The organism is Arthrobacter sp. PAMC25284 (assembly GCF_019443425.1).
Classification (GTDB): Bacteria; Actinomycetota; Actinomycetes; order Actinomycetales; family Micrococcaceae; genus Arthrobacter; species Arthrobacter oryzae_A.
This window is the reverse complement of record NZ_CP080382.1, coordinates 2,760,403-2,781,234: the sequence shown is the minus strand read 5'-3', so window position 1 is coordinate 2,781,234 and position 20,832 is coordinate 2,760,403. Positions and strand designations below refer to the sequence as shown.

The following is a 20,832-nucleotide window of genomic DNA, read 5'->3' as shown; positions in this document are numbered from 1 at the left end:
CGTGCACAAATTCTTTTGGCAGCGCCGCAGGTGCTTTGCGCACGGAAGCTACTATTCACGCTATGAACTCCGCCGCTCCCGGGTCCATACGGCCCTCCTCGGAACTCGAATCCGGGAACCACGTCTCCCGCAAAGGGCAGGTGCTGGCCTGGGCCGTCTGGGACTGGGGGTCGGCGTCGTTCAACGCCGTTATGACCACTTTCGTTTTCACGGTCTACCTGACATCCGGGGCGTTTGGCGGCAAAGATCAGACCTCGGCTGTCCTGGGCGGCGCACTGGCCCTCGCGGGCGCGGTGATCGCCGTGCTGGCGCCGGTCACCGGGCAGCGTTCGGACTCCGGCGGGCGCCGGAAGTTATGGCTCGGCGTCAACACTGCCGCCACTGCGCTCCTGACCGGCCTTTGCTTCTTTGTTTTTCCCCGGCCGGAATTCCTGCTCCTGGGCGTGACGCTTATTGCGCTCGGCAATGTGTTCTTTGAATTCGCGGGAGTGAACTACAACGCCATGCTGGCCCAGATTTCCACGCCGAAAAACATCGGCAAAGTCAGCGGATTCGGCTGGGGCATGGGCTATCTTGGCGGTATCGCCGCGCTCGTGGCGGTGCTGCAGCTGTTCGTCCAGCCCGCCTTCGACTGGTTCGGCGCTTCCACGCAGGACGGCCTGAATATACGGCTCGTTGCCGTGTTCTCCGCGATATGGTTTTTGGTCTTTGCCCTGCCTGTGCTCCTGGCGGTGCCGGAACTTCCCCGGCCGGTGCGGGGTCCCCGGCCCGGGGTCCGCGCTTCCTACGGCCTGCTAGTGCGCCGGATCAAGGCGATCTACCAGACCAGCCCGCACACCATATTCTTCCTGCTCGCCAGTGCGGTCTTCCGTGACGGGCTGGCCGCGGTCTTCACGTTCGGCGGCGTCATTGCGGCCGGAACGTTTGGTTTCGACCTGAGGGATGTCATCTTCTTCGCGATCTTCGGCAACATTGTGGCTGCTGCCGGGGCCGTGGGCGGCGGTTTCCTGGACGACCGGATCGGGCCGAAAGCCGTGATTGTGGGTTCGCTGGTGGGACTGCTGGCCGCCGGCACTGCCATTCTGGTCCTCGGCAACGCCAACTATGTTGTCTTCGGGTTCGACTGGAGCGGGTCCACCACGTTCTGGGTGTTCGGCCTGTTCCTGTCCCTGTTTGTGGGGCCGGCGCAATCCTCGTCCCGCGCCTACCTGGCCCGGCTCGCCCCGGGCGGTGAGGCGGGCGAGTTGTTTGGCCTCTACGCGACCACCGGCCGTGCTGCGAGCTTCCTGGCCCCGGCGCTGTTCACTCTGTGTATCACTATCGCGACTCCTCTCGTGGCTCCCGGCGAGGCCCAGCGCTGGGGCATCCTGGGCATTTTGGTGGTGCTGCTGGCCGGGTTGCTCGTGCTGTTGCCGGTTAAGCCGCCGGGCAAAACCGGGTTCGCGTCCCTTCCCGCGGCCTGCCCACCTCCGAAACAAGGCTCCGCGGACTAGGCTGAAGCTATGAACGTGGACGAGACAGATCTCCCCGGCCTGGGCCGGCGCAAAGATTTTATGACCGCCTCCGGGCGCCGGATCGGCATCGTGGAGTACCGCGAGGGCCAGACGGAACTGATCGTCTCGACTTGGGATGATCCCGATACCTGCCAGGCGTCCATTCCGCTGACCACGGAGGAGGCCAACACCCTGGGCAACCTGCTGGGCGGCCAGCGCCTGGCCGCCCAGCTCGCAGAGGCCCACCGGGAGGTCCCGGGCATCGTCACCCGCCAGTTCTCGATCGGGGCGGAAGCGCCATACACTGACCAGCCGATGGGCAAAGCCTGCATCCGCTCCCGCAGCGGCGCATCGATCGTCGCGATCATGCGCGAAGGCGAAGTTCTCGCCTCACCGGGACCCGACGTCGTCCTGCGCTGCGGCGATCTCCTCGTTGCCGTGGGAACGCAGGAAGGCCTGGACACCGCAGCCGGCATCCTGCGCAACGGCTAGCGGAATGGATCCGCTGGCACTGGCTCTGGTCGAACTGGGCGCCGTCGTGTTCTGTCTCGGTTTGCTGGCCAGGCTTGCCGGGCGCATCAGGATGTCCCCCATCCCGCTTTACCTTGTGGGCGGGCTGTTTTTCGGCTCCTCCGGTGTCATCAAAATGGACGGCATGCAGGAGTTCACTCACATATCCGGCGAAATCGGTGTGATCCTGCTGCTGCTTATGCTCGGTCTGGAATATTCAGCCGCGGAGCTCGTGACGGGTCTGCGCCGGTCGTGGCGGGGCCGGCATCCTGGATCTTGTGCTCAATTTCGTCCCGGGTGCCGGCCTTGCCTTTTTCCTTGGCTGGGGTCCGGTGGGCGCCATGGTCATGGGGGGCGTAACGTACATTTCTTCGTCCGGAATCGCTGCCAAGGTGATCACTGACCTCGGCAGGATCGGCAACCGGGAGACCCCGGTGATCCTCTCCATCCTGGTTTTCGAAGACCTTGCCATGGCCATCTATCTGCCGATCCTGACGGCCACGCTGGCGGGCGTCAGCCTGGTCTTTGGGATGCAGACCGTGGGCATCTCACTCGGCGTGGTGACTGTTGTGCTGCTCGTGGCGCTGCGGCACGGCCACCGGGTTTCCAAGGTGGTACACAGCGAGAATTCCGAGGTGTTTCTGCTCAATCTGCTCGGAGCGGCTCTGCTCGTCGCCGGGCTCGCTTCGGCCCTCCAGGTATCGGCGGCTGTCGGTGCGTTTATGCTCGGCATAGCAATTTCCGGCGCGACGGCCCACAGCGCCACCCGCATCCTGGAGCCGTTGCGCGACCTGTTCGCGGCGATCTTCTTTGTGGTTTTCGGCCTCAATACGGATGCCGCCGCCATCCCGCCGGTCCTGGGCTGGGCCCTCGTGCTGGCGGTCCTGACGGCGGCCACCAAGATGGCGACGGGTGTCTGGGCTGCGTGGCAGGTAGGGATTGGGGTTCCGGGGCGATTCCGTGCCGGGGCGACACTGATTGCCCGCGGCGAGTTCTCGATTGTTATCGCAGGCCTGGCGGTGGCTTCGGGCGCCGTGAGCCAGGAGCTGGCGGCGCTGGCGACCGCCTATGTGCTCATTATGGCGATCATGGGTCCGCTGGCGGCCCGCTTCGTCGAACCAGTCGTGGGGATGCTGCGCGGTCGGGTGAAGCCGCCCGTGGTACCGGCCGCCGGGCCGGCCTAGCCCGTCCGGTAGCCGCTAGATGTCTGTCCGGTGGAAGTTGAGATGGCTGCGGCTGGCGGTCGGGCCGCGCTGGCCTTGATACCGGTTGCCGTACTCGCCGGAGCCGTAGGGGAATTCCGCCGCTGACGAGAGCCGGAAGAAGCACAACTGGCCGATTTTCATGCCCGGCCAAAGTTTGATCGGCAAGGTCGCCATGTTTGATAGTTCCAAGGTGACGTGGCCGGAGAATCCCGGGTCGATGAAGCCCGCCGTGGAATGCGTGAGCAGACCAAGCCTGCCCAGCGAGGACTTGCCTTCCAGCCGTGCGGCGATGTCATCGGGCAGCGTGACCGTCTCATAGGTGGAGCCGAGCACAAACTCGCCCGGGTGCAGGATGAACGGTTCGCCCGAATCCACTTCCACCAGCCGGGTCAGTTCGGGCTGGTCCTCGGCCGGATCGATGTGGGCGTACTTGTGGTTGTCAAACAACCTAAAGAACTTGTCAATGCGGACGTCAACCGACGACGGCTGGACCATCGCCGGGTCGAACGGCTCCAGCACGATCCGGCGGGCGTCGATTTCGGTACGAATGTCGCGGTCAGAGATCAGCACAGATCCAAACTACCGTACAGCCCGGCGGGGTTACGCGGAGCGCCCCAACATTACCCCGGCCGGAGGCTGTTTAATCGCATCTCCTAGAACGCCCCAACCGGGCTGCGCATGGCCCGGAAGGTCCGCCACAAGATCATCAGGTCGCCGGTGAGGGACCAATTTTCGACGTAGTAGAGATCGAGCCGGATGCTCTCCTCCCACGGAAGAGTGGATCGTCCGTTGATCTGCCACAACCCGGTTATTCCAGGCTTGATCAGCAGCCGGCGGTTGGTGAAGTGCTCATACTCCTGGACCTCCTGCTGCAGCGGCGGCCGCGGCCCCGACCAGGCTCATTTCGCCCACGAGGACATTCCAGAATTGGGGCAGTTCGTCGAGTGAAAACTTGCGCATCCAGCGTCCGCAGTTGGTCACCCTCGGGTCGTTGCGGATCTTGAAGAGCGGGCCGGAACCTTCGTTTTGTCCGAGCAGGGCTTCGAGATCGTTTTCAGCGTTCTGTCCCATTGAACGGAACTTCAGCATGTTAAAGGGGACGCCGTTTCGGCCTACCCGTTCCTGCCGGAAAATAACCGGCCCTGCGCTGTCGCGTTTGACGATGACTGCGAGTGACAACATCAGCGGCGACAGGACCAGGAGCGCCAGCGCCGAGGCCACGATGTCGACAACGCGTTTCAGGACATGCTTGCCGCCGGCGTACTGGGGAAGCTCCACATGGACGAGGGGCAGCCCCTCGACTTGCCGCCAATGGATTCTGGGACCGGCGACGTTGGTGAGAGCGGAAGCCAGGACGAGCTCCGTGCCGGTCTCTTCCAGCCGCCATCCCAGCTCGCGGATGTACTTGCTGCCGCCAGGCACCTCGCCTGCGACGATGACGGCGTCGGCCCCGGTCACAGCCACCATCCGGGATACGTCTGCCAGCGTCGACAGCACCGGGATTCGGTACCACGGAGGCTGCAGCTCCATGGACTCGTTCAGCGTCGACAACGCGACACCGGAAATCTGGTAGCCGACGCAGGGATTTCCCGAGATCTGGTTCACGACGTACTCGACGTCCGAAGGGTTTCCGATCACGATCACTTTGGAAAGGTACGCGCCGTTCCTGCGCTGCCGGTTCAACCATTTCCGCCATAACCAGCGGTTTGCGCACAGGAGGAGCAGTCCCATCGGCAGCGCCACGGCGAAATAGCCGCGGACGACGTCGAAGCCCAGGAAAACCATCGCTATCGCCAGCGCGCCGAAAAGTTTGAGCGTTGCCTGTGCCACACGTTTGTATTCGTCCGATCCAATCCCGAAGGTCCGGCCGTCGCGCGTCCGGTACACCTCCAGGGCCACGATCCAAGCTGCAAGCATCAGGCCTGAGACCCAAAGGTAGCGCGCCTCGAACTGCTGGCCGCCCATTCCCCGAGCGTCACTGCCGAACCGCACCATGTAGGCGCACGCGATCGAAATTGCGATGACAGCGGCGTCGGTAAGGCGCAGACGGTTCGCATAGTCCGTCCACCGGATGGCACTGGAGCCACGCGACCCTGCCCTTTTGGCCCGGGAGGAATCGTCCCATACGGAGTGCTTGGGCTTCGTATGCGGTCGCGGCCACGCCAGCTCAGGGGCCGGCGCATGGCTGCCGGCGCTGAATGCCGGTTGCTGCCTGAGGTTACTCATCGTCGACTCCTGCTGCTGGCCCGGGGTGGCGTCTTTCGGCACCCCGAACCTGGCGCTGCCAGGCGTCCGTGGGATTGCGCGTTCGGCCGGTAGCCGCCACCCGTTGAAACCAACGCGGAGTCGACCGCCAGCAACTGCTCCTCATACATAGCGAGACCTTCTATTGAGTCGGTGAGCTGTCGTGTCCCCTAGTACATTGGATGCCGGCTCCTTATACACGAGTGGGCGCTACCCCTCTAGATTTCGTCCACCACCCGCAGAAATTCGTCTCAATTGGATAACTACTCGACCAAATTACGTGTAGCTGAGACATGACTACCTGTTACGCAGCGGCCCAGTCCCGAAGCCCACGCAGGGCGAACCCCCTGGTGTGGTGGCGTGGCGGTAATTGTCGGGCCGGCTCCAGCTTCTTCCAGGGAGCCGGGCAGCATCGCTGTATGCGTGGGCGGACGAAGGGCAGGTCCTCCGTCTCGTGCCGGACGGAACCGACGCGGTTGTTCGAAGGCGCCGCAAGACTGCGGTAGTGTATGAAGTCGTTGGACAGGCCGGGTCGCTGAACGTGTTTCCGGACAGGTCCTTCTGCGGCTGTAGCTCAATGGTAGAGCGCTAGCTTCCCAAGCTTGATACGCGGGTTCGATTCCCGTCAGCCGCTCCAATCACGCGCACCACCGGCCCGGCACTCCACCGGAAACCATTAGGTGCATACCTGTATCGTTCGAAGTCAGGAACCCCTTCGGTTCCGCTACAGGAGCGATCATGGCTGACAAATCCCCCCGTCAAGCAGCATCCAAGAAATCCGGCAAATCCCTCAAGGAAAAGCGCGCCGATAAGCGGACCGCTGCAGCCCCGCCCAGCTCCATGGACAAGGCCACCGCGTCGAAGCCGGCGAGCCCCAAGAAGAAGTGACCGGCGCACCGAACCACCTCACCCTGGGCGTCCTGGCGACTACGCGGAAACCGGACGAGCAACGGCTCCCCATCCACCCCCAGCACCTGGACCGGATTGCACCGGAACTCCGGCGCCTCCTGATCGTGGAGGAGGGGTATGGCGAACGTTTCGGTGTCTCCGACGAACATCTCGCTCCACTCGTGGGGCGCGTGGTTCCGCGGGCGCAGCTGCTGGCCGAGGCCGACGTCGTTCTGCTGCCCAAACCGCAGCCGGAGGACCTCGTTGAGCTCCGCGACGGGCAGATCCTCTGGGGCTGGCCGCACTGCGTCCAGGACCGGAACATCACCCAGATAGCGATTGACAAAAAGCTGACTCTGATTGCCTTTGAGGCAATGAACCACTGGGCCAGCGACGGCGGCTTCGGCCTGCACGTGTTCCACAAGAACAACGAACTCGCCGGTTACTGCTCAGTGCTGCATTCCCTGGCCCTCACCGGTTCCACCGGGGATTACGGCCGCCGGCTGAGCGCCGTCGTCATTGGCTTCGGCGCCACGGCCCGCGGCGCCGTCACGGCGCTCAACGCCCACGGCGTCCATGACGTCCAGGTGTTGACCAACCGTGGTGTTGCCGCGGTGGGCTCGCCAATTCATTCGGTGCGGATTGCCCAGTTCGACCACGACGACAAAGCCCCGTTCCTGAGCGAGGTCATCACTGAACGCGGACGCGTGCCACTGGCACCGTTCCTCGCCGAAAGCGACATTGTGGTCAACTGCACCCTCCAGGACCCCAACGCACCGTTGACTTACCTCAGCGAGGAAGACCTGGCCGCGTTCCGGCCTGGCAGCCTCATCGTGGACGTCTCCTGCGACGAGGGCATGGGCTTCAGCTGGGCCAAGTCCACGACGTTTGCCGAGCCAATGTTCAAGGTGGGCGACCATATCGACTACTACGCGGTGGACCACAGCCCGTCCTACCTCTGGAATTCCGCCAGTTGGGAAATCAGCGAAGCGCTGCTGCCGTTCCTGGAAACCGTCATCAGCGGTCCCGAAGCCTGGGCCGGCAACGAGACCATCCGGCGCGCGATCGAGATCCGCGACGGGGTGATCCTCAACCCGGACGTACTGCAATTCCAGCAGCGGGAGCCGGAGTACCCGCACTCCCCGCTCACCGGCACGCCGCGCAAGTAGTCCCCGCGCCAGACGGTACCGGTCCCGCGGATCCGCCCGCGGGACCGGGCTGACGGGGCCGCGCCAGGGCACCCTCTACCTGCGCGCCGGCAGCCCGGGTACTTACGGAGTCTCTGTACTTACGCGGAAAAGCGTACTTACGCAGAAGAGGTACTTACGCGGCCATTGATCGGAACGTGTCCTTCCTTTATCCTGACATAACGAAGAGGTCAAGCAGAGGCCCAAAAGTACGATTCGATTACGAGCTACGTCCCTGCTAAATCCATGTGGTTGAGTGCGGGGGCGCTCGGGATAGGCCGTCAATGTTGCCAGCCACAGATCGACCGCATGTTCCACTCACCCGCCCCGTCCATGCTCTTAAGACCGCACATCCGGTGACGCCACCGGTTCCGCGCGGCACTGCCCCCAAGCACCCGGCCCGGGGACGTACGATGATCCACCACGTCACCTTGGGCAATGCTGATTACGTCGGAAGCCCGTACTGCGAGCATTGCGGCACCGACGACTTTGTCTATTTAGAGTCCTTCGTCCCTGCGGCACACCGCAGGGACGGTTCAGTCAGCAAACTGGGCGAAGTCACGTACTTCTGCTCCGGCTGCGACGACTATTCAGCGCACGCCGTTCCCGCATCATGGGTGCCGCCCGGCTGGTATTTCGGCTGAGTCCACCCCGAAGACGAGCGATCGCCGTCGCCTGCACTCGATGTGCGGGCGGCGGCGACCGCTGTTTAGGGACCCAGGCGTTGGATCCGGGCGGAAGCCCCTAATGGGGGTGTACCCGTAGGTCCTTTCGGGGGCATGCTGGGTATCCGAGCCGCTGGTGGGTGAGCACTTGACGCCCCTGGCCCCGTGTCGAGGCCTAGGTCTAGATCGTGCCCCTGCCGGTTGGTGAGGTGGGCCTGTAGCGCTGGTGGGGTGTCGTGCCGTGGAGCACTGATCCATTAGACCGCAGCCAGTTCCTTCCTCCCCGTCGTGCCCGGGATAAGCCCACAACGGAAGGGATCGGGACAATGCTGTTCATCGGCGACGACTGGGCGGAGGACCACCACGACATCGCGGTCATGGATGAGGGGGGGCCGGGTACTGACGCGCCGCAGGCTCACTGAGGGCGTATCCGGGCTCGAGGCCCTCCATGACCTGCTCGGAGGGTACCTGCCCGAGAACGCGGCACCGGCCGAAGTGCTGATCGGGATTGAGACCGACCGCGGGCCCTGGGTCCAGGGACTGCTGGCGTCCGGCTACACGGTTTACGCGATCAATCCGGCGCAGTCGGCCCGCTACCGGCAGCGCACCGGGGCGGCCGGGGCGAAATCGGATAAGGGTGATGCGCTGGTGCTGGCCCGGATCGTGGCTGTTGACCGGGAGTTGCACCGGGCGATCGCCGCCGACAGCGACGTCGCGGAGGAGGTCAAGGTCCTGGCGAGGGCTCACCAGTCGCTGATCTGGGCCAGGCAGCGGCAGGCGAACGTGCTGCGTTCGAACCTGCGCGAGTACTACCCGGCCGCGCTGTCCGCGTTCGGGCAGGACCTGCACGGACGGGACGCGATGGCCGTGCTCGGCGCCGCGCCTGGCCCCAAGGCCGGGGCCCGCCTCACCCCGGCCAGGGTCCAGGCGCTGTTGCGGCACGCCGGACGGCAACGCTACCTGGCCGCCCGAGCCGGCGAGATCGTCGAGGCACTGCACGCGCCCCAGTTGCCCGCCCGCCCGGGGATCGAGGCCGCCTACACGGCCACCACAGCGGCCCTGGTTGCCGTCATCCGCGAACTGAACGCCCAGATCGGCGTCCTGCAGGGGCAGGTGAAGGAATCTTTTGGCCGGCACCCGGACGCTGAGATCTACCTCAGCCAGCCGGGTCTGGGGCCGGTGCTCGGCGCCCGGGTGCTGGGCGAATTCGGGGACGCGGCGGACCGCTACGCCGACGCCAGATCACGGAGGAACTACGCAGGGACCAGCCCGGTCACCCGGGCCTCCGGCACCAAGCGCAGCGTGCTGGCCCGGCATGCCCGAAACCGGCGCCTGGCCGATGCCCTGGACCTGCAGGCCTTCACCGCACTCAGCGTCTCGCCCGGCGCACGCGCCTACTACGACGCCCGCCGCTCACGCGGCGCCACCCACCACCAGACCCTCCGGGCCCTGGCCAACCGGCTCGTCGGGATCCTCCACGGCTGCCTCCGCCACCACACCACCTACAACGAGGACACCGCCTGGCACACCACTACCCAAAACGTCGAACTCCGCGCCGCTTGACGGCTTAGCACCGTGGGGTATCTAGACCACTCCTTCGGAGAGGTGGTTGGGGGTACCGAAACGGTGCGCGGTGATGCTGATGGCCTGCTCGTGCAGGAACGGCAGCAGTTCGACGCGGCCGGCCTCCGTGAGAGGGTGGGCGTAGAAGGCAACATCCGGGCGTCCGCCGGTGGCTTTGGCGAGGGCGGTGACGTCTCCGCCAATGAGCCGGATCCGCGCACCCGAGAGCTTGCCGGCGCCAGCCAGCCGGCGGGCGGATGCCAGCCAGGCGGCGTCGGGCTCCACCGTAACGGTGATGCCCAGGCCGGAGAGGAGGTTCCCGAGCGGGGTTGGGAGTTCGGCGGCAGTGGAGATGGTCAGGGCCGACCCGGCCAGAACGCCGGCGGCGACGGTCCGGGCCAGGCCCGCGAGCGGTGCACCCTCGGAGAGGCGGATGGTGACGGGCAGGGGACGGTAGCGGAAAACGTTGCGTTCCGCGCTGAGTCCGGTGACATCCTTGGCGGTGCCAAATTCCTCGGCCCACGCCACTGCGTCCGAAGCCAATGCCCGCTGCAGGGCCGCGTAGTCATCCTCGGCGAGGACTCCCCGGACAGCTTCGGCGATCCGGCGGACACCGGAGTGTTTCGGGGCCGCGGTGGCGCTGCTGGGCTTGCTGGTCCATTCGCCGAGTCCGACCAGGTAGTTCGGCCCGCCGGCCTTGGTGCCGGCGCCGACGGCCGACTTCTTCCAGCCGCCGAAGGGCTGGCGCTGGACGATGGCGCCGGTGATGCCGCGGTTGACGTAAAGGTTGCCGGCCTGGATGGTCTCGAGCCACGTGCCGAGTTCGGCCGTGTCGAGGGAATGCAGGCCGGCGGTCAGGCCGTAGTCGATCTGGTTCTGCATCGCAATGGCTTCTTCCAGCGTGTCCGCGGTCATCACACCCAGGACGGGGCCAAAGAACTCGGTGAGGTGGAAGTAGGAGCCGCGCCTGACGCCGTAGCGAACGCCCGGGCTCCACAACCGGCCGGTGCCATCGAGCTTTTTCGGTTCAACGGCCCAGGTTTCGCCGTCGCCCAGGGTGGTGAGGGCGTCGAGGAGCTTACCGTTGGCGGGCTCGATGATCGGCCCCATCTGGCTGCTCGGGTCTCCGGGGTAGCCGACCTTCAGGGACGTGACGGCGTCGAGGAGCTGGTGGTGGAAACGCCTGGATTTCGCGACGGATCCGACGAGGATCACCAGGGAAGCGGCGGAGCATTTCTGCCCTGCGTGGCCGAATGCGGAGTACGCGACGTCCTTCGCGGCGAGGTCCAGGTCCGCGCTGGGGGTCACGATGATGGCGTTCTTGCCGCTGGTTTCGGCGAGCAGGGGAAGGTCCTGCCGGAAGGACCGGAACAGTTCAGCGGTTTCATACCCGCCTGTGAGGATGACCCGGTCCACGGCCGGGTGGGAGATCAGCTGCGTTCCGAGCTCACGCTCGCCCAGCTGCACCATGGTGAGCACATCCTTCGGAACACCGGCCTCCCAGAGCGCCTCGACCATCACGGCGCCGCTGCGGCGGGCCTGCTTTGCGGGTTTGATGACGACGGCGGAGCCTGCGGCGAGTGCCGCGAGAGCGGAACCGGCCGGAATCGCGACCGGGAAGTTCCACGGCGGGGTCACCACTGTCAGTTTCGCCGGGGTGAACGTGGCACCGTCGACGTCGTCGAGTTTGCGGGCAGCTTCGGCGTAGTAGTGCGCGAAGTCAACGGCTTCGCTGATTTCCGGGTCGCCCTGGTCCAGCGTCTTGCCGGTTTCGCTCGCCATGACTTCGAGCAGATCCGCGCGGCGGGCCTCCAGCACGTCGCCGGCACGGTGCAGGATGACGGCACGCTCGGCACCGGTCATCGCGCCCCAGGCCTTGCCCTTTTCGACCGCGGTCTCGATCACCGCGTTCAGCGTGGTCTCGTCGTTGATGGTGGCTGCTTCGACCGCGGCGTTGCCCAGGGTTGAGCCCTGGACGCGTTTCAGGATGGCGCGTCCCCATGCCCGGTTGGCGGGCAGCGACGGGTCCGTGTCCGGAGTGTTCACAAACGAGTCCCGAGGCATTGGCTCCGCGGTGCGACTGCGATCCTGCACGCGGTTCGGGGCCGGGACGGAGCCGTCGAGCTTTTCGAGGGAGGCCAGGAAGCGTTGCTTTTCACGCTCGAACAGGGATTCGTTCTCGCTGAGTTCGAATACGGCCGACATAAAGTTGTCCTGGCTGGCGCCTTCCTCAAGGCGGCGGATCAGGTAAGCGATCGCAACGTCGAACTCTGCCGGGTGGACCACTGGCGTGTAGAGCAGCAGCGAACCGACGTCCTTCTTAACTGCCTCAGCCTGGCCCTGCGCCATGCCCAGGAGCATCTCGAATTCAATCCCGGACTGAACGCCGCGCTTGCCGGCCAGCAGCCAGGCGAACGCGATGTCAAACAAGTTGTGGCCGGCGACGCCGATCCGGACGTTGCGGATCCGCTCCGGGTGCAGCGAGTAGTTGATGACGCACTTATAGCTGGTGTCCGAGTCCTGCTTGGTGCCCCAGGTAGCGAGCGGCCAGTCATGCACCGAGGCCTCGACCTGCTCCATCGGCAGGTTCGCGCCCTTGACAACGCGGACCTTGATCGCGGACCCGCCGTCGGCCCGGCGGGCCGCGGCCCAGTCCTGCAGCCGGATCATCGCGGACAGGGCGTCCGGGAGGTAAGCCTGAAGCACAATGCCGGCTTCAAGGTTCTTGAACTCGGGCTTATCCAGGATCCGGGTGAAGACCGCAATGGTCATGTCCAGGTCCTTGTATTCCTCCATGTCCAGGTTGATGAACTTGGCCTTGGGGAAGGATGCGGCACGGGTGAACAGCGGGGTGAGCTTCGCCACGACGTGCTCAACGGCCTCGTCGAACGCCCACGGTGAGTGCGGGGCGACCGTGGAGGAAACCTTGATTGAGACGTAGTCGACGTCGGGGCGCGCCAGCAGGGTGTGGGTGCCCTCAAGCCGGCGGGATGCCTCCTGCTCTCCGAGGACGGCTTCGCCGAGCAGGTTGACGTTAAGGTTGATGCCATCCTTGCGGATCTTCGCGATGGCCGGGCCGAGTTTGGCGTCGGTCGCGTCGACAATCAGGTGTCCCACCATTTCCCGGAGCACGCGGCGCGCAATCGGGATCACCACTTGAGGCAACACCGGTGCCATCGCACCCCCGAGCCGGACCGCGCTGCGCATGTACCAGGGCAGGAACTCCGGGACCTTAGGTGCCAGCGCCGCGAGGTTCCGGGCCGCGACCTGCAGGTCTTCGGGGCGGACAACACCGTCGACGAACCCGACAGTGAAGTCGAGTCCGTTCGGATCCTTCAACACCCCGGCAAGCTGCGAGGCCGAGGCATCGACGGGAACTTTCGCGGCCTCGGTCAGCCAGTGGCGCACCAGCGCGGTCGCCTCCGCTGCCAGTGCGGTGGCTTGAAGGACCTCCGAGGAGTCGACTACGCCGGACTTCGTTGACATATTGCTCATGGCTGACACCTGTTTCTTAAAAATGGAACTCTTAGAATCAGTATGCGATCCAGGTCCCATAAGATAAAGCGATGTTTTCTGAGCGGTACAAGTTAGAAAAAATGATGCATCGGGTGATTTCCACAATGATTGGCGACCCGGCCGAGCGACGCTGCACAGCGCGGGGCCGAGCCCCGCGCCTGCAGCGGGCAAGTAGGATTGCGTTGGATAAATTGGTTCTTTCGATCATCATTCATTAGTAATCGCAAGGGGTTTCACATGCTCGACGTCCGGCGATTACGCCTCCTGCGGGAACTCAAGATCCGGGGCACACTTGCAGAGGTCGCCGAAGCGCTCCAGTACAGCCCCTCGTCCGTCTCACAGCAGTTGGCGCTGCTGGAGAAGGAAGTCGGGGTCGAACTGCTCCGAAAGAGCGGCCGCCGGGTGCAGCTGACGCCCCAGGCCGAGGTCCTCGTGGCCCACACTGCGCAGCTTCTGGAAACTATGGAGCAGGCCGAGGCGGACCTGGCGGCCTCCCTGACCACAGTTACGGGCACGGTCCGGATCGCAGTGTTCCAGTCCGCCGCGCTGGCGCTCATGCCTGGCGCACTGACCCGGATGTCCGCCAGGCACCCGGAGGTCAGGGTTGAGATGACCCAGCGGGAACCGGAAACCGCCCTCCACGAGACATGGGCGAGGGACTTCGACCTCGTGATCGCGGAGCAGTATCCCGGCCACGCCGCCCCGCGCTATGCGGAACTGGACCGCATCGCGTTGACCAGCGACGCGATCCGGCTGGCCGTTCCTCCTGCATCGCCGCGGCGCACCCCCGTGACGACACTGGCGGACACGGCAGGACTTCCCTGGGTCATGGAGCCCCGTGGCGCGGCGTCGCGGCACTGGGCCGAACAGGCCTGCCGGAGCGCCGGTTTCGAACCTGACGTGCGCTTTGAGACAGCCGATCTTCAGGCGCAGATCCGACTGATCGAATCCGGCAATGCCGTGGCCCTGATGCCGGACCTCGTGTGGACCGGCCGCGGGACCACCGCACAACTCCTTGATCTGCCCGCCAAGCCGCGACGCACTGTATTTACGTCGGCGCGGCGATCAAGCGCCAAACGCCCTGCCATCGTCGTAACCCGTGAAATTCTCGCGGCGACGGCGGACTCCATCGGCCCCGCCTCACCGACGTCGGCACGGTCTGGCTGACAGCGGTGCCGTGCCGCCCGCCACAGCGCCGGAAGCCGGCCCGCGCTAGACTGGTCTGGATATGAAACGCACAATGTTCAAGTCCAAAATCCACCGCGCCACGGTTACGCACGCGGACCTCCACTATGTCGGTTCCGTCACTATAGACCTGGATCTACTGGAGGCCGCCGACATCCTGCCCGGGGAACTCGTGGCAATCGTTGACGTCACCAACGGCGCCCGGCTGGAGACTTACACCATCGCCGGCGAACGCGGTTCAGGCGTGATCGGGATTAACGGCGCCGCCGCCCATCTGATGCAGGAAAATGACATCGTCATCCTGATCACCTACGCCGAAATGACGACGGACGAGGCGCAGGCGTACCTGCCCCGAGTGGTCCACGTCGACAAGGACAACAAGATTGTCCAAATCGGCAATGACCCCGCAGACGGCATCACTCCGGGGCTCATGCGCGCGCCGCACGCCCTCAATAACGCCACCCTGAGCTGATACCCGGCCGGCAGCCCGCACTACGGATGCCGCCTGAAGAAAGCTGATTGGTCCGGGGTCGTGACTTCCGCCCCCCTCCCCGCCCCCCTCCCCGTCCGCCGCGACGCGGACGCACTCATGGAGGCTGGCGAGCCAGGCGTCCTTGCCGGCTTCTTCGTGGCCTGGTTCATCGACCTTGTCGGAATGTTCGTGGGACGGCGGAACATCCCGGGCCACAACGCCCGCTCCGTCCTCAGTTCCCTGGCGTTCTTCGGCCCCGGCACCGCCCTGCTTTTCGGGACGCCCAGCAACGCCGGACCAGCGGCCGTTTTCGCCGCACCGCTGGTGAGAGCAGATGCTGCCCTCACCACGGCGGTACTTTCCTTCGGCGCTGTCCGCTTCCTGCTCATACGCTCCGCGCCGGAACCACGGCGGCACCCGTTACCTTTCTTATAGCCCCTGAACGAGCAAGAATCGGGGTTGCTGGCCTGTCGGCCCCGGCATGATTTAGTCCCCCAGTCGATCATGATCCGGGGGGTGTTGTCACCGGGGTGCGATAGGCGCCAGGGGATCGCTGATGGGGACCAGACCAGCTGCAGACTTTATCGCGGGAGGCCGGCCGTAACGTGGATGCCGAGCTCTGGGGCCGCAGGACATGCCAGCTGTCAGATCGGACCGGAATGCTGGAGGTATGCGTGATTAAGGACCACGATTCCGTTGATGTCTTCATTGGCGTCGACGTCGGCAAAACCAACCACCACGCGGTGGCCTTGGACAGGAACGGCAAGAAACTGCTCGACAAGGCCCTGCCCCAGGATGAGGCGAAACTGCGGGCGATCATCGACAGCCTCGCAAAGCACGGGACTTTGCTGCTGGTCGTGGACCAGCCCGCCACCATCGGCGCCCTGCCGGTCGCCGTGGCGCAAGGTGCCGGCATTCTGGTCGGTTACCTGCCGGGCCTGGCGATGCGCCGCATCGCGGACCTGCACCCGGGCGAGGCCAAGACTGATGCCCGAGACGCCTACATCATTGCTGACGCCGCCCGGACCATGCCGCACACCCTGCGCTCGATCGCCGTCACCGACGAGCAGGCCGCCGAACTGTCGATGCTCTGCGGCTTCGACGATGACCTGGCCAAGCAGGCCACGGCCGCCTCGAACCGGATCCGCGGGCTCCTCACCCAGATCCATCCCGCACTGGAACGGGCCATCGGCCCGCATCTGGACCACCCCGTTATGGCCGAGCTGCTGCAAAAATACCCCACGCCTGAGGCGCTGCGCAGGGCCGGCCAGAGCCGGGTTGCCGCGTTCATGGCCAGGTCCGCTCCGCGGGCCGGTAAAGGCTGGGCCGCGGGGATCTTCACCGCCCTGTCCGAGCAGACCGTGGTCGTGGCCGGCACCAGTGCCGCCGGCGTCGTGCTGCCCCAGCTGGCGGCGCAGCTTGCCCAGCTGCGCGCCTCCCGGGCAGAGGTCCTGGCACAGGTTGAAAAACTCGTGGAGGCCCACCCTCTTCACCAGCTCCTGACGTCCCTACCGGCGGTCGGCGTCAGGACGGCAGCCCGGGTCATTACCGAGGTTGTCGGCAAGGAATTCAAGACCGCCGGGCACCTGGGCTCCTACTCCGGGCTCGCGCCGGTGACGTGGCGCTCCGGAACCTCAATCCGCGGAGACCACTCCTCCAGGAAGGGCAACAAGATCCTCAAACGGGCGTTCTTCCTCTCGGCGTTCGCGTCCTTGAAAGACCCGGTCTCCCGGGAGTACTACGACCGGAAACGGGCAGAGGGTAAACGGCACAACCAGGCCCTGATCGCCCTGGCACGACGCCGCTGCGACGTCCTCTTCGCGATGCTCCGCGACGGCACCTTCTACGAGGCGCCAAGCCCGAAAACCGCCTAAACACGGAGGGCTACCAGCTCGCGGACACGCGCCGCCAGCCGCTTATCCCTGCCCGAAAACGGTCACATCATTTTTCGAAAAATCCTGCCCAAGCGCTTGACCAAAAGCATAGGGACACCCCCCCCCAAAAAAATTCTCCCGCAGGATGTGCGGGAGCGTGCCGCCTGGACCCGCAGGATGTGCGGGAGCGTGCCGCCTGGACCCGCGGAATGTGCGGGAGCGTTTGAATGTCCGGGCGGCGTGGCCCCCGGCCCTGGTCTCGCGCGGCCCGTAAGCTGGTTGGTCGGAACGACGATTTTATATGCACATTGAGGAATATATTGCAGACTGGCCGCAGCACCACAAAGATCGGGGCAGCCGATTGGATTGCCCGCGCGGTGGTTGGGGTGCTGCTGTTCGCCGCCACCTCGTGCGCCAGCGCCGGGATCGCCCCGGCTGCCCCGGCCGGCGGCCCGGAAGCAGCCGTGTCCGGCGCCAGCACCGCTGCGCCGGTGCGGCAGGCAGCCGACGCCGGCCAGGGGCTCAAGGCGCTGGCCGGACTGCCCGTCAAGGGCCGGGCGCCGAAGACAGGCTATTCACGGGATGAGTTCGGTCCGGCCTGGGCAGATGTCGATCGCAATGGCTGCGACACCCGCAACGACATGCTTCGCAGGGACCTTGCCGCCATCGCGCTGAAGCCCGGCACCAGAGAGTGCGTGGTGATTTCCGGTGTCCTTAACGATCCCTATACGGACCGGCCCATCAACTTCCTGCGCGGTGCGGACACGAGCACCGCGGTGCAGATTGACCACGTCGTGGCCCTCAGCGACGCCTGGCAGAAAGGTGCGCAACAGCTCAGCGCGGAACGACGCCTCGCCTTCGCCAACGATCCACTGAACCTGCTGGCCGTGGACGGCCCGGCCAATACCGCCAAGAGCGACAGCGACGCCGCGACGTGGCTGCCGCCCAACAAGTCCTACCGCTGCGAGTATGTCGTCCGCCAGATCTCGGTCAAGTCCAGCTACGGGCTCTGGGTCACCGCAGCCGAGCATGACGCCATGGCCCGGGTGCTCGCTGACTGCGCCGAGGCCCCGGCGCCTTTGGCGTCGCCGGTTCCGGCGCCGGCCGTCGCGGCCTATGCGAACTGTGCCGCAGCCCGCGCGGCCGGCGCCGCGCCGGTCCGCGCGGGACAACCGGGATACAGCAGCAGTCTGGACGGCGACGCCGACGGAATTGCCTGCGAATAACCAGGTGTTCCGCCACCACGGCACCGCGTGGAGCTACGCTTTCTGGTGTTGATCCAGCAACCGCGCGCAGCGGATAAAGCCCAGGTGGGAGTACGCCTGGGGGTGGTTGCCGAGGTGGGTTTCCGTGCCGGGATCGTATTCCTCCGGCAGCAGCCCGGTCGGTCCGAAGAGATTCACCAGCTGGTCAAACAGGTCCCAGGCCTCCTCGATGCGGCCGACCGCCACATAGGCCTCGATCAGCCAGGTGGTGCAGATGTGGAAGCCGCCCTCGAGACCCGGCAGTCCGTCGTCGTACCGGTACCGGAAAACGGTGGGGCCGACGCGCAATTCACGCTCCACGGCTGTAACCGTATCCAGGAACCGCTGGTCACTGACGTCCAGCAGGCCTGAAAGCCCAATGTGCAGTACGGCGGCGTCCAGGTCCGGACTGTCATAGGCCACGGTGTAGGAAGAGGCGCCGTTGTCCCAGCCCTCGTGGAGGACTTCCTCGCGGATGGCTGCCGCGGCGGGCGCCCAGGCGGGCAGCGGTTCCCTGCCGTGCCGGGCCGCCGTGCGCAGGGCACGGTCCAGCGTCACCCAGCACATCACCTTGGTATAGACGTGGTGCCGGGGAGCGCGCCGGGCCTCCCAAATCCCGTGGTCCGGCTCGTGCCAGCGGGCCAGGACTGCCGATGCCATCTGGACCAGCAGGTCCCAGTGGGCGTCGGACAGGCAATTCTGACGCGCGCTCAGGGCATCGATGAGCTCGGCGATCGGCCCAAAAACATCCAGTTGTACCTGATGGTCCGCTGCATTGCCGATCCGGACCGGGCGTGATCCCGCGTAGCCGGGCAGGGAGTCTATGACGGCTTCGGTGGAGAGTGGCGCCCCCGTCACCGAATACAGCGGATGCAGCCATTCCGGTCCCCGGGCCTGCGCCACGATCCTGCCAAGCCAGGCCAGGAACCCCTCCGCCTCTACCGTGGAGCCGAGATCCACCAGCGCATTGACTGTCATGGATCCATCCCGGAGCCAGCAGTACCGGTAGTCCCAGTTCCGGGTACCGCCAATTCCCTCCGGCAGCGAAGTGGTGGGCGCGGCCAGCACGGCGCCGGTGGGTTCGTGGACCAGGGCCCGCAGCACGAGGGCGGAGCGGCGGACCAGGGACGGCTTCACCCGGGGCAACGTCAGATCCTGCACCCAGCGGCGGGAGTGATGCGCGACGGCGGACCGCCGGCCTGTTTCGCCGCCGGGAGCGGCGGGCTCAGGTGCGGTGTCACCACAGCGCAGGTTCAGCACAACGGGGCCTGCGCCCAGTTCGATGACCGCGGTTGCCGTGGCGTGGCGGCCGTCCGACGTCACATCAAAACCGACACCGGGCGCGAGCAGGACGATTGGATCCGCCGTGCCGACGACGTGAAGTTCGGCCCCGCGCGCTTCCATGCTGAACGGTGCGTTGGCGTAGTCGGGCCGCGGTGCAAACACGATTCTGGCCGTGCCAGTGCCGGAGAGCACTCTGACCAGGCTCGTGATGCCCTCCGGGGCCGGTTCCAGGTAGTCCGTCACGGTGACATCCGCCCAGCGGGTCTCGACAATCATGGTGCTGTCGACGTAGCGCTGGCCCAGGACCTCGGAGGGTTTCACCGGCGCTACGGAAAAGTGCCCGGCTGCATCGCCGCCGAGGAGATGGGCGAAGAGCGAGCCTGAATCCGGCAGCGGGTGGCTCATCCAGCAGATCCTGGCGTCCGGTGTAATGAGCGCCGTCGAAGAGCCGTTGCCGATCATGGAGTGCCGTTCCAGGCCCACGGCGTCCTCGCCGAAAAGCCAGGCCCGCCGCAGTTCGAACAGGATCGCCAGGACCCGGGCGAAGGACTCGGGATCCCGGAGTCGGTGGGCTGCCCGGGTGTCCCCGTCGCCGACGTGCAGTGCCATATCCGGTCCCCGGAGCGTGGCCATCGCCAGTTCGTCGCTGAACGCGTCCCCCGCGTAGAGGGCCGCGCTGGCACCAAGCATGGACCGCAGGTGTTCCATGGCGGTGGCCTTGGACGGTTCAACGATGGAGAGGTCCAGGACGGACCCGTCCACGATGAAATGCAGGCCGTGAGCCCGGGCGATATGCGAGGCGTTTTCGGTGGCGAGAGCCACCACGTCCGGCCCCGCGGACCTCGTGTGCACGGACACAGCCACGGGCTTCCGCTCGATGCTGATACCGCGGTAGGCCCCCACGGTTTCGGACAGCGCCTGACCGGCCTGCTGGAGGACAGATTCGGTGGCGAGCGAGATCCCGTGGGCGAAGCCCATGTCGAATTCGGCGCCGTGTGATCCCACGAGGTGCACTTCCGCCGGCAGCCGGGAGACCGCGGCGAGGTCGCGCAGGGATCGGCCGGAGATGACGGCCGCGTGCGTATTGGGCAGGGCGGCGAGCGCCCGAAGGGCGATTGCGGCGCTGCCCAGCGGCAGCGTTTCGGTGGAAATGCCCTCCGCTTCGCACAGGGTGCCGCCATAGTTGCACGCCACAAGCAGCCCCGGTGTGCGGGCCAGGACCTTCAGTTCGGCCAGCAGGTGCGGCGTCAGTCCGTCGTCGGCCGCATTGGTCTGCACAAAAGCGCGAAGCAAATTCAGCGGGAGCGATTTTGTCAGGAGGGCCGAATCAGCCAGTGATTGGTTAAAGGGGGTAGGCATGCGCGGAGTCCTTCGGATTGTCCCCAATGCTGCATGAGAATCGTCCTTGTTGGACTACTTCCAGTATGCTCCGGCCACGGTTTCGCGCGGGTATCCCTGCTGTTGCGGCTTTGTAACATGCTTACTATCGGGGGTCCGCGGGC

General features: G+C 65.7%; 15 protein-coding genes, 1 tRNA gene and 2 pseudogenes. 13 read left to right on the top strand and 5 right to left on the bottom strand.

Annotated features, from left to right (window positions below; genetic code table 11):
• Positions 1-62: 62 nt before the first annotated feature.
• The 3 genes and pseudogenes from KY499_RS12835 to KY499_RS12825 all read left to right on the top strand — a co-directional run bounded on the left by KY499_RS12835 (position 63) and on the right by KY499_RS12825 (position 3,187).
• Positions 63-1,493, top strand: coding sequence for an MFS transporter (locus KY499_RS12835; protein ID WP_123255085.1), 1,431 nt, complete (start codon positions 63-65; stop codon positions 1,491-1,493).
• A gap of 9 nt (positions 1,494-1,502) precedes the next feature.
• On the top strand, positions 1,503-1,985 hold the full coding sequence (locus KY499_RS12830; RefSeq protein ID WP_123255086.1) for a cation:proton antiporter regulatory subunit: 483 nt from the start codon (positions 1,503-1,505) through the stop codon (positions 1,983-1,985).
• A 4-nt stretch (positions 1,986-1,989) separates the two neighbouring features.
• Positions 1,990-3,187: pseudogene (locus KY499_RS12825) on the top strand (cation:proton antiporter).
• Positions 3,188-3,202: 15 nt separating this feature from the next.
• Here the strand turns inward: KY499_RS12825 and dcd are convergent.
• From dcd to KY499_RS12815, 3 genes are all read right to left on the bottom strand, one after another.
• Positions 3,203-3,778, bottom strand: coding sequence for a dCTP deaminase (dcd, locus tag KY499_RS12820; RefSeq protein WP_123255299.1), 576 nt, complete (start codon positions 3,776-3,778; stop codon positions 3,203-3,205).
• Between the two features lie 83 nt (positions 3,779-3,861).
• Positions 3,862-4,038, bottom strand: a complete 177-nt coding sequence (locus tag KY499_RS18305; protein WP_258191100.1) for a sugar transferase — start codon at positions 4,036-4,038, stop codon at positions 3,862-3,864.
• 19 nt (positions 4,039-4,057) lie between these two features.
• Positions 4,058-5,434, bottom strand: a complete 1,377-nt coding sequence (locus KY499_RS12815) for a sugar transferase (protein WP_258190764.1) — start codon at positions 5,432-5,434, stop codon at positions 4,058-4,060.
• A gap of 581 nt (positions 5,435-6,015) precedes the next feature.
• Here KY499_RS12815 and KY499_RS12810 point away from each other — a divergent pair.
• From KY499_RS12810 to KY499_RS12790, 5 genes and pseudogenes are all read left to right on the top strand, one after another.
• Positions 6,016-6,089, top strand: a tRNA-Gly gene (locus tag KY499_RS12810).
• Positions 6,090-6,190: 101 nt separating this feature from the next.
• Positions 6,191-6,340, top strand: a complete 150-nt coding sequence (locus KY499_RS12805) for a hypothetical protein (RefSeq protein ID WP_183164548.1) — start codon at positions 6,191-6,193, stop codon at positions 6,338-6,340.
• A complete protein-coding gene (locus KY499_RS12800) occupies positions 6,337-7,509 on the top strand; it encodes a N(5)-(carboxyethyl)ornithine synthase (protein ID WP_219885529.1) in 1,173 nt (390 codons plus the stop codon). Before KY499_RS12805 ends, KY499_RS12800 begins: the two co-directional genes overlap by 4 nt.
• A gap of 431 nt (positions 7,510-7,940) precedes the next feature.
• Positions 7,941-8,171: a hypothetical protein gene (locus KY499_RS18300; RefSeq protein WP_258190763.1), complete on the top strand. Its 231-nt coding sequence runs from the start codon at positions 7,941-7,943 to the stop codon at positions 8,169-8,171.
• 347 nt (positions 8,172-8,518) lie between these two features.
• Positions 8,519-9,755: pseudogene (locus KY499_RS12790) on the top strand (IS110 family transposase).
• A 21-nt stretch (positions 9,756-9,776) separates the two neighbouring features.
• Here KY499_RS12790 and KY499_RS12785 read toward each other — a convergent pair.
• The gene (locus tag KY499_RS12785; protein WP_123253801.1) at positions 9,777-13,250 is read right to left on the bottom strand and encodes a bifunctional proline dehydrogenase/L-glutamate gamma-semialdehyde dehydrogenase; all 3,474 of its coding nucleotides are present in this window, start codon (positions 13,248-13,250) and stop codon (positions 9,777-9,779) included.
• Positions 13,251-13,508: 258 nt separating this feature from the next.
• On the opposite strand from KY499_RS12785, the gene KY499_RS12780 reads away from it, so the two are divergent.
• The 5 genes from KY499_RS12780 (at position 13,509) to KY499_RS12760 (ending at position 18,028) form a co-directional block, all read left to right on the top strand.
• Positions 13,509-14,438, top strand: a complete 930-nt coding sequence (locus KY499_RS12780) for a LysR substrate-binding domain-containing protein (RefSeq protein WP_123253800.1) — start codon at positions 13,509-13,511, stop codon at positions 14,436-14,438.
• A gap of 61 nt (positions 14,439-14,499) precedes the next feature.
• Positions 14,500-14,928 (top strand): aspartate 1-decarboxylase, encoded by a 429-nt coding sequence (panD, locus tag KY499_RS12775; RefSeq protein ID WP_183164381.1) that lies wholly within the window; start codon positions 14,500-14,502, stop codon positions 14,926-14,928.
• Between the two features lie 60 nt (positions 14,929-14,988).
• A complete protein-coding gene (locus KY499_RS12770) occupies positions 14,989-15,363 on the top strand; it encodes a hypothetical protein (protein ID WP_219885528.1) in 375 nt (124 codons plus the stop codon).
• 224 nt (positions 15,364-15,587) lie between these two features.
• Positions 15,588-16,802 carry an IS110 family transposase gene (locus tag KY499_RS12765; RefSeq protein ID WP_219885527.1) on the top strand — a complete coding sequence of 405 codons (1,215 nt, stop codon included), beginning with the start codon at positions 15,588-15,590 and terminating at the stop codon, positions 16,800-16,802.
• A gap of 320 nt (positions 16,803-17,122) precedes the next feature.
• Positions 17,123-18,028, top strand: coding sequence for a DUF1524 domain-containing protein (locus tag KY499_RS12760; RefSeq protein ID WP_258190762.1), 906 nt, complete (start codon positions 17,123-17,125; stop codon positions 18,026-18,028).
• A gap of 33 nt (positions 18,029-18,061) precedes the next feature.
• Here KY499_RS12760 and KY499_RS12755 read toward each other — a convergent pair whose 3' ends face one another.
• The gene (locus tag KY499_RS12755; protein WP_219885526.1) at positions 18,062-20,689 is read right to left on the bottom strand and encodes a trehalase-like domain-containing protein; all 2,628 of its coding nucleotides are present in this window, start codon (positions 20,687-20,689) and stop codon (positions 18,062-18,064) included.
• Positions 20,690-20,832: the final 143 nt, after the last annotated feature.

Bases quoted from the DNA above. Each gene is read 5' to 3' on its own strand.
- KY499_RS12755 (WP_219885526.1), bottom strand. From the start codon at position 20,689: ATGCCTACCCCCTTTAACCAATCACTGGCTGATTCGGCCCTCCTGACA.
- KY499_RS12830 (WP_123255086.1), top strand. From the start codon at position 1,503: ATGAACGTGGACGAGACAGATCTCCCCGGCCTGGGCCGGCGCAAAGAT.
- KY499_RS12785 (WP_123253801.1), bottom strand. From the start codon at position 13,250: ATGAGCAATATGTCAACGAAGTCCGGCGTAGTCGACTCCTCGGAGGTC.
- KY499_RS12765 (WP_219885527.1), top strand. From the start codon at position 15,588: ATGCTGGAGGTATGCGTGATTAAGGACCACGATTCCGTTGATGTCTTC.
- KY499_RS12780 (WP_123253800.1), top strand. From the start codon at position 13,509: ATGCTCGACGTCCGGCGATTACGCCTCCTGCGGGAACTCAAGATCCGG.
- KY499_RS12815 (WP_258190764.1), bottom strand. From the start codon at position 5,434: ATGAGTAACCTCAGGCAGCAACCGGCATTCAGCGCCGGCAGCCATGCG.
- KY499_RS12835 (WP_123255085.1), top strand. From the start codon at position 63: ATGAACTCCGCCGCTCCCGGGTCCATACGGCCCTCCTCGGAACTCGAA.
- panD (WP_183164381.1), top strand. From the start codon at position 14,500: ATGAAACGCACAATGTTCAAGTCCAAAATCCACCGCGCCACGGTTACG.
- KY499_RS12805 (WP_183164548.1), top strand. From the start codon at position 6,191: ATGGCTGACAAATCCCCCCGTCAAGCAGCATCCAAGAAATCCGGCAAA.
- KY499_RS18300 (WP_258190763.1), top strand. From the start codon at position 7,941: ATGATCCACCACGTCACCTTGGGCAATGCTGATTACGTCGGAAGCCCG.